Source organism: Halobacillus sp. ABH2_015 (assembly GCF_056158945.1).
This window is the reverse complement of sequence record NZ_JBSWUG010000002.1, coordinates 231,285-245,357: the sequence shown is the minus strand read 5'-3', so window position 1 is coordinate 245,357 and position 14,073 is coordinate 231,285. Positions and strand designations below refer to the sequence as shown.

Genomic DNA, 14,073 nt, shown 5'->3' with positions numbered 1-14,073 from the left:
TTCCTTCTCTATGTTCCATTACCATGAAGGATTGTTCTTACTGTCTTTTTCATGAAAATTAGCATCCACCTAATCAATAGAAGATAAAACACGGATGAGCGTCTGCTTGAATTTTTCACGGTCCACCGCTTCACAGACGCGGACATTGGCTTTACACCCACTCCGGTTATTGATATCCACCATGCTGTACCCGCGGGTCAGCTTCCCTTGGGTCTCGACTTCGACGTAATAGGAATGAGATGCAGTCATGATCGATGCATCCGCGGCTATCGCAGCAAGCAGTGTGTCCGGATGGGTGGTTCCGGGCAGACGGTGTACTTCTTTATTGAACTGCCTTACCACCTTGTTGACCGCTGTGAAAAATCGGGAGCCGGTGGTATTCAGGCCTTCGATTTCCCGGTGGTCCTCCTCATCCATCACCGAATAAGCGACGCACATCTCCCATCCGACCATTGTGACAGGAACGCCTGACTGGAGGACGATATTGGCAGCCTCCGGATCGACCCAGAAATTGTACTCAGCCGCGGCTGTAATATTGCCAAGCGAGTTATTCGTTCCTCCCATGACATACACATGCGGAATCAGCGGAATAATACCCGGGTCTTTTTGGAAAGCCATCGCAATGTTGGTCAGCGGAGCGATAGCCAGCAGTTCAATTTCCCCGGGATTATTCCTGATCGTGTCAATTATAAAGTCTACCGCATGTGTCGTTTCCGGACGCTGGGTGGCTGGATCAAAAAAGGCACCGCCCATGCCATCCTTTCCATGAACGTCTTCAACGGTACGGTGAGCCGTCATCCCCACTGCATTCAACGGACGCTCCACCCCTTTGTATACCGGCACTTTCTCCTCCGGTGCTGCGACCTGAATCGTATAAAGCGCGTTTTCAACTTCCTGATCGAAAGCCACATTTCCCCCGGTAATGGTAACCCCCTCCACCTTGAAATGATGAAGCGTCGTTAACAGGGCAATTGTATCGTCACCGGCTGTATCTGTATCGATAATGACGCGTCTCATCTTACGTTCCCCCTTTATGTATAAGTATTCCTCCTTCATTATCATACTAAAAAAACGGTAGAACCTATGCTTTTGTGCACATCCTAAGATAATTGAGGCGCCATATGATACGATATGTGAGTCAATACAAAGCAAGAGATTGGAGCATTCAACATGAAAGCAATGGCTAAACGGGGCTACACTTTATTGATCAGCCTTTATGTCCTTATTTATTTTATCGTTTCCTTTGCAGGCGGAGAGACCTTGTCCACCGCTATGTCGTTGTTTGGTCTGGCCGCCTTCATCATCGGATATGTTCTGCTTCCGGTAAAACAGGCATGGATTTCATTACTCCTGTTAATCATTGCCCTCTTTGTCCACCTCATTGCGGGCACATCCCTCACTCAGGGCGTGGTGGAGGGCTTCACCGTGATGAGTGGTTTGATTGCGCTCCTGCTGATCGTCCCTGCGATCAGCTGGGTGCTTGAGGAAAAGCCGTACATCGAATCGGTCATTAACTTTGCACAGAGGCTTTTGAATACGAGCCGGAAATTTTATTTCGGAATGATGGTCATCACCCAGATCATCTCCTATTTCCTGTTGTTCGGATCGATTCCGATGGTATACGGGATGATCAACGATTTTCTCAACAAACAGAAAGGCGAAGCATGGGAAAACTATAAAGGGACCGCCCTCCTTCGTGCTTTCAGTTTAACGACGATGTGGGTCGTCAGCATTCCAAGTTTCATTTTCGCCGTCGATGCGCTAGGAGCATCACTCGGTCTATCAATTCTGCAGGGATTTTTTATATCCTTTGCCGGCATCCTTCTGTCTGTTCTCTTTTCCAAATATCAGGAGCGGCACTACGGAGTGGATTTAACCGCAGGCATTCAGGAGCAGCTTGCTGAAATTGCCGAGCAGAAAAAACAGGACACCCGCGGCAATAAAGATGCTGTCGAGTTTGCTGTATTATTTGTGACGTTGTTTGGATCGATTTTCATCCTGAACGCTGTATGGCCTGTCGACCTGCTGTTGATTATTCCGATCGTCATTACCGCTTGGGTCATCCTTTACTTCATCGTCCGCGGTCGAACAGGGGCAATTGTAGAGAACGGAAAAGTTTATCTGAAGGAAAGCATTCCTAATAAAGCCCAGCAGTTTTCCATTCTATTGGCGGCCGGCTTTTTAATCAATGCGGTCAACCAGTCAGGATATGGAGAATACATTATCGATGGACTGTTTTATATTACAGACGCTGTACCGTTCCTGAATTTCCTATGGGTGCTGCCGTTCGTCGTCATCATCCTCGGATTCATCGGTCTGGGACCACTGACCGTGATTGTTCTTGTATCCGGGATTCTTCAAGGAGTGGAACTTCCATATCCACCGGAAATCGTCGTGCTCGGCATCACCTCAGGAAGCGTGATTTCCATCATGGTGTCACCGCTGATCCTCCCGTCGATTATCTTAAGCTCTGTGAATAAATTAAGCATTGTCAAAAACGGACTGATGTTCAACTACAAATACGCCATCGTCTTTTATTTAATGGTTCAGCTGTATCTACAGCTTGTTGTTTTCTTCTTCCTATAATAAGCCCTTCCACTGGTTCTCATGCGGCAGGGAAACCCGATGTTTTCCCAGTGCCTTCAGGAGCTGCGGCCGTGCCCGCGGCAAGCATTCACCGATTAGCGAAACGTGACCATCGCAGCTCCATTAGATGAGAAACACTTTTACTCTAAAATTCGACGACAGGCGTTCAGCCTGTCGTTTTTTAGTAGGGCGGTTCAAAGAAATGGGAATCGGTTGATATGAATAGAATAAGTTAACAACCTTCGGAGGTGGAGCATGAAAACGTATATTGAAGTGGAGCCGGGTGTCGAGTTGTATGTTGAAGATCACGGAGCGGGAGACGTCCTCGTTTTTATACCGGGATTTACTTTTACGACAGAGGTTTTCTCCAGGCAGGTGGATCACTTTTCAAAAACGCACCGGACGATTGTCATCGATCCGAGAAGTCATGGGCGCTCGACAATGACGGTTCATGGCAACGACTACGTCACGCATGGAACCGACCTGAAGAAAGTCTTACAAGCGTTAAAAATCGAGAACCCCACGCTGATCGGCTGGTCGTTCGGATGTCTCACCGTATGGGAATACATCCGCCAGTTCGGCGCAGAAGGAATAAAAGGGCAGGTTTTTATTGATATGCCGCCAAAATCCTTATCTCTCCATGAAAATCAGGACTGGGTGGAAGGAAAACTTGATGATATGGCGGCTGCCTATACCAACTATCTCCATAACCCTAAGGGACAGCGGGATTTCATTTCCGCCTATGCGAACGGGGTGATGGTCCAGAGAGATTTAACAGAGGAGGAGCTGTCGTGGCTGGTGGAGCAGTCCCTCACCACCCCCTATTACATCGCAGCCAACCTGTTTTCATCCGGCCTGTTTTCAGACTATCGGGAGGAAGCTGCTTCAGGAAGTCAACAGATTCCGACCTTGTATGTCATTGCTGAACACTGGAGCGCCACGGCCCGCCCTTACTTAAACAAGCTGGCTCCGGAAGCAGGGATTGATGTACTCGGAGGTCACCTGATGTTCTGGGAACACCCGGGAAGATTCAATACGCTCCTGGAAGCCTTCCTCCATAAACAAACGTGACAAAAAACCTTTATGGTTTATCAAAAGCGGCCTCCTGTGTCATAGAGGTCGTTTTCTATCATATAAATCTATTATGGACAAGATGTTGTGTACTCGTTAAGAAATGAGGGTATAGATTTATAACTTACAGGGAGGTGAAAACGAATGGCTTTGGAAGTCCTTTGTGAAGTGAACAACTGCATCCATAATGAAGGTGGGGAAAAATGCGGAGCTCCTGCCATCTCCATCGTCAGCGAATCCGGACGTACCGCTTCCTCTCAGGAAGAAACCGACTGCCGGACATTTGAAGCAAAAGAAGCGTAACGGTCTCTCCATTCCCAGTGGCCTTCACGGCTGCTCTTTTTTTCCACCCTACTGATAAAAAGAATCATTTTCACTCCACGGATCCCTCTCCCACTTTCCTCCCATTTATAAACAAGATGGTTCCCCAAAGCTTCACATCCCTTTATCATGAAACGTGAGTGTTGACTCACAATTCATAAAGAGGTGACGAACAATGGCTGATATCCTGATGATCAATGTTCCCGCAGAGGGGCACGTAAACCCGAGCCTAGGTGTTGCGAAGGCCTTTGCCGACCGTGGGGACAACGTCCACTACATAACTACTGAAAAATATAAATCCCGGCTTGAAGGTGTAGGGGCTAACGTCTATCTACATGAGGACCACCTGCTCATCGGCGGTGTTGATCCTACTTCAGAAGAAGGGATCCAATTTTTCATGAACATCATGCTGCAGACGTCTCTCGATATTTTATCGATAACGAAGCAGCTTGCGGAAGAGATCTCCTTCGATTTTGTTTACTATGATTCTTTCGGAGCGGGCGAACTCGTCAGAGACTACCTGCACATTCCAGGCTTCTCATCATCCGCCTCATTCCTGATTCCTGAAGATTACCGCAAACGTCTTCCTCTTCATCCGGAGAACACCGGTACAATGGAGTACAGCGATAAAAACAGGCAGCTGATGGAAACAATGAAACAGGAATTCGGAGTAGCGCCATCGCCCATGCTTCAATTCATGCATAATCAAGGAGAGCGGACGATGGTCTACACCAGTGCTTACTTTCAGCCTCAATTAGACGAATTTGGTAAGGAAAACCACTTTATCGGGCCAAGTTTTCCTGAACGGAAGGGCACCCATGACTTCCCTCTACAAGATTTAAAAAATGAAAAAGTGCTGTACATCTCGATGGGGACCGTTCTCGATCAAGTGGAAGAGTTTTTCAACCAATGCATCGACGCTTTTGCCGACTTTGATGGAAAAGTAGTCATTGCGGCCGGATCTTTTGCAGATTTTAATAAAATCAATGCGGCTCCGGAAAATTTTATCATCCGGTCCTACGTTCCTCAGCTTGACGTGCTGGAACACACGGATGTCTTTTTAACCCATGGTGGGATGAACAGCGTGAATGAAGCCATTGATAAGGAAGTTCCGATGGTTGTTCTTCCTCGTGATAAAGATCAGCCCATGGTGGCAGCGAGGCTTGCGGAGCTGCATGCCGGTTATCCGATTTTCCCTGGAGACGTATCGGAAGAAACCCTGCACCAAGGAGTGGATCAAGTCGTGAATGATGGAACCTACCAGGAAGGCATCCGGAAGATTAAGGAAAGTTTTGATCACTGCGGCGGCCCGCAGGAAGCTCTCGCCGTAATCGATCGATACCTGGAACAAAGGATATAAAAAAGCCGGGACTCAAAAGAAGTCCCGGCTTTTCTCGTTCTTATTTTTTCTCTTCGGCAAATGTCTTGATGCGGTCAGCAATCTCATCACGGACACGCTGGAATACCGCCCATTTTTCTTCCTCTGTCCCTTCCGCTTTCGCCGGGTCATCGAAGCCCCAGTGGAAACGTGTGACGTGAGGAGGTGTCATCGGACATTTATCATTGGCATCACCACAGAGGGTGATTGCATAAGCTGCGTTAGTAAGGACATCGTTATCAATGATTTCAGACTCTTGGCCACTGATATCAATATCCACTTCATTCATCGCTTTCACAGCATTCGGGTTCAAGCCATGAGCTTCGATACCAGCTGAGCGGACATCAAATTCCTCTCCCAGGTATTCTTTTCCGAATCCTTCCGCCATTTGACTGCGGCAGGAATTTCCTGTGCATAGAAAGTAAATGACTGGTTTGTTAGACATAAAGCATTTCTCCTTTTTTAAATGGTCGTTATAAGATGAGCAGCCATACATAGAGACCGGCTAATGTAATGAATAAGGTGGGAACGGTAAGGATGATTCCGATCTTAAAGTAATAGCCCCATGAGATTTTCACACCTTTTGTTGAAAGGACGTGAAGCCATAATAAGGTGGCCAGGGAGCCGATCGGGGTTATCTTCGGTCCAAGGTCGGAACCGATGACGTTGGCATAGATCAAGGCTTCTCTCATCGTTCCCGTTGTATTCGTCTCAGCAATCGCCAGGGCATCAATCATCACTGTCGGCATGTTATTCATAATGGATGACAGGATTGCCGCAATGAATCCCATTGATACAGTACCGACAAACAAGCCTTGGTCCGCTGTGGCCTGAATCACATCAGCCAGGACGTCCGTCAAGCCGGCGTTACGCAGGCCGTAGACAACGACATACATCCCAACCGAGAAGAAAACGATGGCCCATGGGGCTCCTTTGATGACTTCTCCTGTTTTTACAGCGGCACTTCTGCGCGCCATTAACAAGAAGAAAATGGCCACAATGCCGGCAATAATCGATACTGGAATACCGAGCGGCTCACTCGCGAAGTATCCAACTAACAGAATCACCAGGACGGCCCACGATAAGCGGAACATTTTATGATCCTGGATTGCATCCACAGGCTTCTTCAGCTGAGCCAGATCATACTGCCCCGGAATACTCTTACGGAAAAACAAGAATAAAACGAGGATACTGGCCGCTAAGGAAAACAAGTTCGGTACAACCATACGGGAGGCGTATTCAATAAAACCAATGTCGAAAAAGTCCGCAGAAACAATGTTGACGAGGTTACTGACAATCAGCGGCAGTGAAGTCGTATCTGCAATAAATCCACTTGCCATAATAAACGGAAGAACCATCGCTTCCTTGAAGTTCAAATTTCGTACCATCGCCAGGACAATCGGCGTCAAAATCAACGCCGCCCCGTCGTTGGCAAACAAAGCAGCCACAACTGCACCAAGCAGGGTGACATAAATAAACATGCGCCGGCCATTTCCTTTAGCAGCACGCGCCATATGGAGCGCCGCCCATTCGAAAAAGCCGATTTCATCCAAAATCAGCGAAATGATGATAATCGCCACGAACGCAAGGGTGGCGTTCCAGACGATATCCGTCACAGCGAGAACATCCTGAAAATCAACGACACCAAAAATCAGAGCAAGTATGGCACCCGCACAGGCGGACCATCCAATCCCCAGATTTTTAGGCTGCCAGATGACAAAGATCAGGGTAAGTATAAATATAATCGTTGCTATCCATGCCAAATCCGAACAATCCTCCTACTAGTCACACTGGATGCGTCTGCCCGCTTTCTCCAATGCGATTAACTTTTCTTTTTGATCAGGTATTTGATTCAAAACTTCCTCAATAATCGGGTAGGTCTCATGACTGGTGTTCAAGGAGTAAAAGATCCACTGCCCTTTGCGCTTCTCCTTGACTAAGCCGGCATCCCGCAGCTTTCGTAGATGCTGGCTGACCGAAGGCTGACTCATCTCCAGGACATCTACAAATTCGCAGACACAACACTCTCCATCTTTCAGCAGTCCAACAATTGTCAGACGGGTTTTATCTCCAAGAAGCTTCAGCGTTTTTGCAGCTTCTTCCAACGTCATTATGGTTTTCTCCATACCATCACCTCAACCATCAGTGTATAAGTATATGCTTATATTTGCAACATAAAATTAACCCCTCTCCTTTTCATTATGCTTCCATGGGTGCCACATGTCCTCCATATATTTCGACCGGACGGGCCCACCGGCAAAGCGCAGCAGCAAATAGCTGCCTATCAGAACAGACCATAAAAACAGGAGGGAATAAACAGGAATCGTCATGATCTTTCCATCCCGCACTGTCCGGGATGATCGCACCACATACGCTCTTCAACTTCAGTGACATCCATGTTCAATCCATCAGCGATTCTCCGGATAAAGGATGATGATGGATAAAGCACCTCTTTTTCGAGGCGTTCAACAGAAGCAGCATCTGTACCAAGAACCCAGGCCAACTCTTCTACACTCATGCCCATTCCTTTTCTTCTCTGCTGCAATTCCACCCCATAACCCTCACAAGGTTTTTGAGTTACCATATACAGCCTCCTTAAAATAGTTATATAAGTATATACTTATAAGTTAATGAAAATATGTTAACTCAACATATATAGAAAGTAAATATTGAGTTAAGAAGGAACTTCCATAGAAAAACCCCTTCGGCATTCATTATGTGGCGAAGGGGTTGGTTTAGAATGAAATCCTTTTATCAAAACGGAGGGCTGACTGGAGTCACATAGTCAAATAAGACTAACTAAAACACATCTGTCATGACTTTCAATCCTATTGGAGTCTTTCCGTTTTATGAATCTTCCTATTGTAACTCCGTAGGAATGGTGATAGTATACTAGTCATAAATAGTATGTCACATTAACACTAAATACTTAATTAGTGTGTCATAATAAGTCGCATTCTCGAAAAGAACGGCGAAATCACTCGTACACCCCCGGGTTTTGCGGCCATCACAAAAACAAACAGGGAGAGGTCTTGTGACTAAACAAATGACTGTGTACATCGTATCGGACTCCGCAGGTGAATCCGCTGATCTTATGATCAAGACAATTATGAGCCAATTCACCGGACAAGACATCATCATCAAGCATTTTTCCTATGTACAGGATCATCAGGAAATGAATAATGTCATCACATTAGCCAAATACAACCCTTCCATCATCGCCTACACGATCGTGACCCCTGCTCTCAAGCAGTACTTGGATCAACGAGGGGAAGAAGAAGGCCTTACAGTTGTCGATTTGATGAATCCGCTCATGGATGTGTTTTCTCAAAAGTTTCAAATGGAACCCACCTGTGAACCTGGGCAGATCAGAAAACTGGACGAAGACTATTTCAAAAGAATCGAAGCGATTGAATTCGCTGTGAAATACGATGATGGGCAGGAAGCCAGAGGCCTGAACCAGGCAGACCTTGTTCTCGTCGGTGTTTCCCGGACATCCAAGACTCCTCTATCGATGTATTTAGCCAATAAGAAAATTAAAACGGCCAATGTCCCGCTGATTCCGGAGATTCCGCCACCACCGGAACTTTTTTCGATTCCGGGAATCAAATGCATCGGCCTGATCATTACTCCTGAGAAGTTGAACGACATCCGTAAAGAACGCTTGAAAAACCTCGGCCTTACCGGTCCTGCTAATTATGCGTCTCTGAACCGGATCCTGACTGAACTGGAATACGCTCAAAATATTATGAAACGTATCGGCTGTCCAATTATCGATGTGTCCAACAAAGCCATCGAAGAAACCGCTGATATTATTTTAGATCTTTATAACAAGAGGGGGAGTTTTGCGTGATGGATAAGACGTTTGTTTTCATGTTCGATGAGCTTAAACATGCAGGGAAAGAATTATTGGGTGGAAAAGGAGCCAATCTGGCCGAAATGACGAAGATCGGTCTGCCGGTTCCCTACGGGTTTACGATTACGACGGATACATGCCGCTCCTACTACGACTCCGGACAGCAGCTTCCAGAAGAAGTTGAGGATCAGGTTCTGGATGCACTGAAAAAACTGGAGGAGACCACAGGTAAGGAGTTGGGCAGTCCATCGAATCCCCTCCTCGTCTCTGTCCGTTCAGGCGCAGTTCATTCAATGCCCGGGATGATGGACACTGTTTTGAACCTGGGAATGAATGATGACACGGTCAAAGGCATGGCCGAACTGACCGGCAACCCTCGTTTCGCCTATGACTCCTACCGCCGCTTCATTCAAATGTTCAGTAATGTTGTGTTAAAAGTGGACCACTATCATTTTGAGCAGCGTCTTGAAAACGTTCGTTCTTCAAAAGGATACACATCCGATACACAAATCACCGCTGAAGATTGGAAAGGAGTGATCGAAGAATTCAAAGCCATCGTACGCACGCAGTCGGACCGGATCTTTCCGGAGGACCCGAAGGAACAGTTGTTTCTCACCATCCGTGCTGTCTTCGACTCCTGGAACAATCAACGCGCCATTTTATACCGCCGCATCCATCAGATTCCAGGTCACCTGGGCACAGCCGTGAATGTGCAGAGTATGGTGTTCGGAAACACGGGCGAAGATTCCGGTACAGGTGTAGCGTTCACCCGCAATCCGTCCACCGGAGAATCTGAGTTGTATGGAGAATACTTGATCAACGCTCAGGGCGAGGATGTGGTCGCCGGCATCCGCACCCCTCAGCCCATCGCAAGTCTGCACAACGACATGCCGGAAGTCTATCAACAGCTGGTGGACACGTGTAATCTGTTAGAAAATCATTATAAGGATATGCAGGATATCGAATTCACGGTGGAACGCGGAAACCTGTTCATCCTTCAGACCCGGACGGGTAAGCGGACGGCTCAGGCGGCCATTAGAATGGCTGTTGAAATGGTAGAGGAAAAGATTATGAATAAGCGTGAGGCGCTGTTACGTGTCGACCCCGATCAGCTCCACCAGCTTCTCCACCACCGGATTGACCCGGGGCATGGGAAGACACAGATCGCCAAAGGACTGCCGGCTTCCCCGGGCGCTGCCTCCGGACAGGTCGTTTTTGATGCCGATGAAGCCGAAGAACTGGCCGGAAACGGAAAGAAGGTTATCCTCGTCCGCCCGGACACGACACCGGATGATATTCACGGCATCGTAGCAGCCCAGGCCGTCGTAACGAGCCGCGGCGGTATGACAAGTCATGCGGCCGTTGTCGCCAGAGGGATGGGAAAAGCCTGTATCTGTGGGTGCGACTCCATCAAAATTGACCTGGAAGCCGGACAATTTACAGCAGGATCTGTCACAATCCATTATGGCGACCTGATGACCATCGACGGAGCCACTGGTGAGATTTTCTCAGGAAATATCCCAATGATTGAGCCGGAACTATCCGATGAATTCCAGCTTCTCCTCCAATGGGCGGATGAGGAAGCTCAGATGGGTGTGCGGGCCAACGCCGACAACCCCGTTGATGCTGCCAAAGCTCTGGAATTCGGTGCAGACGGCATCGGGCTCTGCCGGACCGAGCACATGTTCATGGACGCTTCCCGGCTGCCGACGGTACAGAGTATGATTTTGTCAGAAACGACCATCGAACGGAAAGAAGCATTGGATAAGCTGCTGCCGATGCAGCAGGAGGATTACGAGAAAATCTTTGAAGTCATGCAGGGACATCCGATTACGATCCGCTTGTTGGATCCACCACTCCACGAATTCCTCCCTGATAAGGAAGAACTGCTCGTCGACGTAACAAGACTTTCCTACACGGATCCTGACTCGCAGGAACTGCAGACGAAGAAAGACATGCTGCGTAAAGTGCGGCTTCTGGAAGAATCCAATCCGATGCTCGGCCACCGCGGCTGTCGTCTCGGTATGATCCATCCTGAAATCTATGAAATGCAGGTCAGAGCCGTCTTCCAAGCCGCGGCCAATGTTATGAAAAAAGGAATCACGGTCATCCCCGAAATCATGATCCCTTTAGTAACCCATGTCAACGAACTGAAAGACATGCGCCGACTCGTCCTGAACATCAGCCGTCAGGTGGAAGAGCAGGAAGGAGAGGCGTTTCAATACTCGATCGGAACGATGATTGAAACGCCGAGAGCCGCGTTAACGGCCGACCAGGTCGCACAGGAAGCCGACTTTTTCTCCTTTGGAACGAACGACTTGACCCAGACCACATTCGGGTTCAGCCGGGATGACGCAGAAGGGAAATTCCTCCACCATTACGTCGAAAACGATGTCCTTCCACAAAATCCGTTCGTATCACTGGATCAGGATGGCGTCGGGAAATTGGTAGAAAGCGGCGTGAAGCTGGGCCGTCAGACGAAGCCATCTTTAAAAACCGGCATCTGCGGAGAACACGGTGGCGAGAAGACATCCATCCAGTTCTGCTTTAACCTGGGGATGGATTATGTCAGCTGCTCCCCTTTCCGGGTCCCTTCCGCCCGGCTGGCAGCAGCTCAGGCATCCGTTCGTCATTCACTCCACGTTCCGCAATATCAATAATAGAAGAATCAAGATATTTTCCACAAAAGAAAGGACGCTGAACCGCCCCTCCGAGGTGTTTGTTCAGCGTCCTTTTTCTATGAAATTACCAGGATACCTTTTTCCCGCTCAGCTTCTTCACACCGATTTCTTTGGTTTGCTTTTTCTTCTGCTGTTTACTGAGCCAGTACTGCTCGATTTCTTCGAGTGTCTTCCCTTTCGTTTCCGGAACGAGCTTCCAGACGAAAGCAAAGGATAGAACACACATCAGGCCGTAGAGACCATACGTGAAGCCTGCACCCAATTCAAGAAGAGTCGGGAACGTCGTTGACACGAGCAGGTTACTTCCCCAGTTCACCGCAACGGTCAAAGCCATGACCTGCCCACGGATTTTGTTCGGGAATAGTTCTGATGCGAGCACCCATGTCAACGGACCGAAAGATAAGTTGTAAAATGCCACAAACACCAGGATGGAAATCAGTGCGCCAATGCCCATCGATCCGGCGAATGACAGGGCAGCAATGCCGAACATCCCCACTGCCATTCCGACAGAACCGATAAGAAGCAGTCGCTTACGACCAACTTTTTCAACGAACATAAGAGCAATCAGGACGAAGATGAAGTTTACAACACCAATCATGATCGTCTGCAGCATGGAGCTGTCTGAAGATGCACCCATGTTGGCGAAAATACGCGGCGCGTAATAAAGGATAACGTTGATTCCGACGAATTGTTGAGCGATTGCCAGCAGCAGTCCTACAGAGACGACCAATTTACCATAAGAGAAGATGCTCGTTTTCGTCTTATCAAGCTTGTCAACGGCCTGTCTGATATTTTTATAAATCTCCCGAGCCGCTTCTTCAGAGCCGTTCACTTTCTTAAGAATATTCATCGCTTTTTTATCCTTATTTTTCATAACCAGATAACGCGGCGTCTCCGGTACGAGGAACAATAATCCGAAGAACAACAGAGCCGGTATAGCTTCTGAAGCAAACATATACCTCCAGCCAATATCATTGATCCAGCTCATACTTTGTCCTGCAACGATTCTCCAGTTAATAATGTATACAACCAGCATCCCGAAAATAATCGCGAGGTTATACAGAGTGACCAGCTTCCCTCGGATTTTCGCCGGTGCCGTTTCACTGATATACAACGGCCCCAGTCCGGATGCAAGCCCTACGCCGATACCACCAATGATTCTATAAATATTGAACATAATGAAAAGACCCATGGTCGGTTCACCTTTAGTAAAGAATAAAAACTCCGGTGAACTGGAAAGGAGTGCGGAAAAGAAAAACAGGACAGCCGCAACGATCAGTGAATTCCTCCGTCCAATCCGATCGGAAATCATCCCGCTCATCAATCCACCAGCAATACAACCAATCAAAGCACTGGAAACCGTCAACCCTTGAAATAATTTACTCAATCCTAAACTATCTATGAAGTAGACTTCCAGAGACTGTTCTGCACCAGAGATAACAGCTGTATCATAGCCGAACAGCAGCCCTCCCAACGCTGCAATCACAGATAAGAATATAATGTACGTCCGACTTCGTTTCATCTGCTTGGAACATCCTCTCTTAAAATTTCGATTAATCTAACAGTCTGAACCTGAATAAAATGAAATCCATTCCATATGGATTATCTATCGAATACTCCTATTCCCTCCTTCAGTCTGATAACTTCTATAATTAGGTAAATGTGAATTCTTAGCTGTACATTTCTCTGAATCACAACTTTTAAAACATCCCCCGCAAAATGAAAGGGTTTACAATTGAATCTTTTATACGCTGGATGTGCCCGCACGCCTGGGATATATAATACTTAGAAAAAATTTACTATTGGTTGCTATTTTAGAATTTATAATAAATTTATAACATTTATAAAAAGTTTAGTTCTTTACGGAGAACGCACGGTTGTGATCGTTTACATATAACAAAAAAACGAATCCCTTTTGTTTAGGAATCCGTCTTTTTTTCAGCTCTCGAATAAGTAGGAATCATAAGGGTCCCTGTGATGAACACCGCATAGGAAAGGATACGGATAACGTCATAATAGTTCCCTGACCTGAAGTAGATCAAGTTGATTACCATTGTGGCTGCACTTGCCACGACAAATAGGATTCCCCATTTTTGTTTGGTCAAAGCTACACCTCATTTCCTAATACAGTAAGATATTACCACAAAATTCTTTTTCATGGACAAAAACTGTTGCCGTTT

13 protein-coding genes are annotated in these 14,073 nt (G+C 47.2%); 6 read left to right on the top strand and 7 right to left on the bottom strand.

All coding sequences use genetic code 11. The features are described 5' to 3' along the window. Positions 1–69 precede the first annotated feature (69 nt). Positions 70–1,017, bottom strand: coding sequence for a nucleoside hydrolase (locus ACXAD6_RS01360; protein WP_474967301.1), 948 nt, complete (start codon positions 1,015–1,017; stop codon positions 70–72). A 153-nt stretch (positions 1,018–1,170) separates the two neighbouring features. Here ACXAD6_RS01360 and ACXAD6_RS01355 point away from each other — a divergent pair, with 153 nt between their 5' ends. From ACXAD6_RS01355 to ACXAD6_RS01340, 4 genes are all read left to right on the top strand, one after another. Continuing rightward, complete coding sequence (locus tag ACXAD6_RS01355; RefSeq protein WP_474967300.1) at positions 1,171–2,586, top strand: hypothetical protein; 1,416 nt, start codon at positions 1,171–1,173, stop codon at positions 2,584–2,586. Positions 2,587–2,841: 255 nt separating this feature from the next. Further along, positions 2,842–3,657 carry an alpha/beta fold hydrolase gene (locus tag ACXAD6_RS01350; protein WP_474967299.1) on the top strand — a complete coding sequence of 272 codons (816 nt, stop codon included), beginning with the start codon at positions 2,842–2,844 and terminating at the stop codon, positions 3,655–3,657. 144 nt (positions 3,658–3,801) lie between these two features. Then, complete coding sequence (locus ACXAD6_RS01345; RefSeq protein WP_160839461.1) at positions 3,802–3,960, top strand: DUF1540 domain-containing protein; 159 nt, start codon at positions 3,802–3,804, stop codon at positions 3,958–3,960. Between the two features lie 193 nt (positions 3,961–4,153). After that, positions 4,154–5,338, top strand: coding sequence for a macrolide family glycosyltransferase (locus tag ACXAD6_RS01340; RefSeq protein ID WP_474967298.1), 1,185 nt, complete (start codon positions 4,154–4,156; stop codon positions 5,336–5,338). Between the two features lie 40 nt (positions 5,339–5,378). Here ACXAD6_RS01340 and arsC read toward each other — a convergent pair whose 3' ends face one another. The 4 genes from arsC to ACXAD6_RS01320 all read right to left on the bottom strand — a co-directional run bounded on the left by arsC (position 5,379) and on the right by ACXAD6_RS01320 (position 7,940). Beyond that, positions 5,379–5,801, bottom strand: coding sequence for an arsenate reductase (thioredoxin) (gene arsC / locus ACXAD6_RS01335; protein ID WP_474967297.1), 423 nt, complete (start codon positions 5,799–5,801; stop codon positions 5,379–5,381). 28 nt (positions 5,802–5,829) lie between these two features. Next, a complete protein-coding gene (locus ACXAD6_RS01330; protein WP_474967296.1) occupies positions 5,830–7,119 on the bottom strand; it encodes an arsenic transporter in 1,290 nt (429 codons plus the stop codon). Positions 7,120–7,137: 18 nt separating this feature from the next. After that, a complete protein-coding gene (locus tag ACXAD6_RS01325) occupies positions 7,138–7,482 on the bottom strand; it encodes an ArsR/SmtB family transcription factor (RefSeq protein WP_474967295.1) in 345 nt (114 codons plus the stop codon). A gap of 200 nt (positions 7,483–7,682) precedes the next feature. Beyond that, a complete protein-coding gene (locus ACXAD6_RS01320) occupies positions 7,683–7,940 on the bottom strand; it encodes a helix-turn-helix domain-containing protein (protein WP_474967294.1) in 258 nt (85 codons plus the stop codon). Between the two features lie 450 nt (positions 7,941–8,390). Here ACXAD6_RS01320 and ACXAD6_RS01315 point away from each other — a divergent pair, with 450 nt between their 5' ends. Beyond that, on the top strand, positions 8,391–9,209 hold the full coding sequence (locus tag ACXAD6_RS01315; protein WP_474967293.1) for a pyruvate, water dikinase regulatory protein: 819 nt from the start codon (positions 8,391–8,393) through the stop codon (positions 9,207–9,209). Then, on the top strand, positions 9,209–11,872 hold the full coding sequence (gene ppdK, locus ACXAD6_RS01310) for a pyruvate, phosphate dikinase (RefSeq protein WP_474967292.1): 2,664 nt from the start codon (positions 9,209–9,211) through the stop codon (positions 11,870–11,872). Before ACXAD6_RS01315 ends, ppdK begins: the two co-directional genes overlap by 1 nt. 85 nt (positions 11,873–11,957) lie before the next feature. Here ppdK and xylE read toward each other — a convergent pair whose 3' ends face one another. Both xylE and ACXAD6_RS01300 read right to left on the bottom strand, forming a co-directional pair. Next, positions 11,958–13,415 carry a D-xylose transporter XylE gene (xylE, locus tag ACXAD6_RS01305; RefSeq protein ID WP_160839473.1) on the bottom strand — a complete coding sequence of 486 codons (1,458 nt, stop codon included), beginning with the start codon at positions 13,413–13,415 and terminating at the stop codon, positions 11,958–11,960. Between the two features lie 397 nt (positions 13,416–13,812). Continuing rightward, a complete protein-coding gene (locus tag ACXAD6_RS01300) occupies positions 13,813–13,998 on the bottom strand; it encodes a hypothetical protein (RefSeq protein WP_474967291.1) in 186 nt (61 codons plus the stop codon). Positions 13,999–14,073: the final 75 nt, after the last annotated feature.

Bases quoted from the DNA above. Each gene is read 5' to 3' on its own strand.
- ACXAD6_RS01360 (WP_474967301.1), bottom strand. From the start codon at position 1,017: ATGAGACGCGTCATTATCGATACAGATACAGCCGGTGACGATACAATT.
- ACXAD6_RS01355 (WP_474967300.1), top strand. From the start codon at position 1,171: ATGAAAGCAATGGCTAAACGGGGCTACACTTTATTGATCAGCCTTTAT.
- ACXAD6_RS01350 (WP_474967299.1), top strand. From the start codon at position 2,842: ATGAAAACGTATATTGAAGTGGAGCCGGGTGTCGAGTTGTATGTTGAA.
- ACXAD6_RS01345 (WP_160839461.1), top strand. From the start codon at position 3,802: ATGGCTTTGGAAGTCCTTTGTGAAGTGAACAACTGCATCCATAATGAA.
- ACXAD6_RS01340 (WP_474967298.1), top strand. From the start codon at position 4,154: ATGGCTGATATCCTGATGATCAATGTTCCCGCAGAGGGGCACGTAAAC.
- arsC (WP_474967297.1), bottom strand. From the start codon at position 5,801: ATGTCTAACAAACCAGTCATTTACTTTCTATGCACAGGAAATTCCTGC.
- ACXAD6_RS01325 (WP_474967295.1), bottom strand. From the start codon at position 7,482: ATGGAGAAAACCATAATGACGTTGGAAGAAGCTGCAAAAACGCTGAAG.
- ACXAD6_RS01320 (WP_474967294.1), bottom strand. From the start codon at position 7,940: ATGGTAACTCAAAAACCTTGTGAGGGTTATGGGGTGGAATTGCAGCAG.
- ppdK (WP_474967292.1), top strand. From the start codon at position 9,209: ATGGATAAGACGTTTGTTTTCATGTTCGATGAGCTTAAACATGCAGGG.
- xylE (WP_160839473.1), bottom strand. From the start codon at position 13,415: ATGAAACGAAGTCGGACGTACATTATATTCTTATCTGTGATTGCAGCG.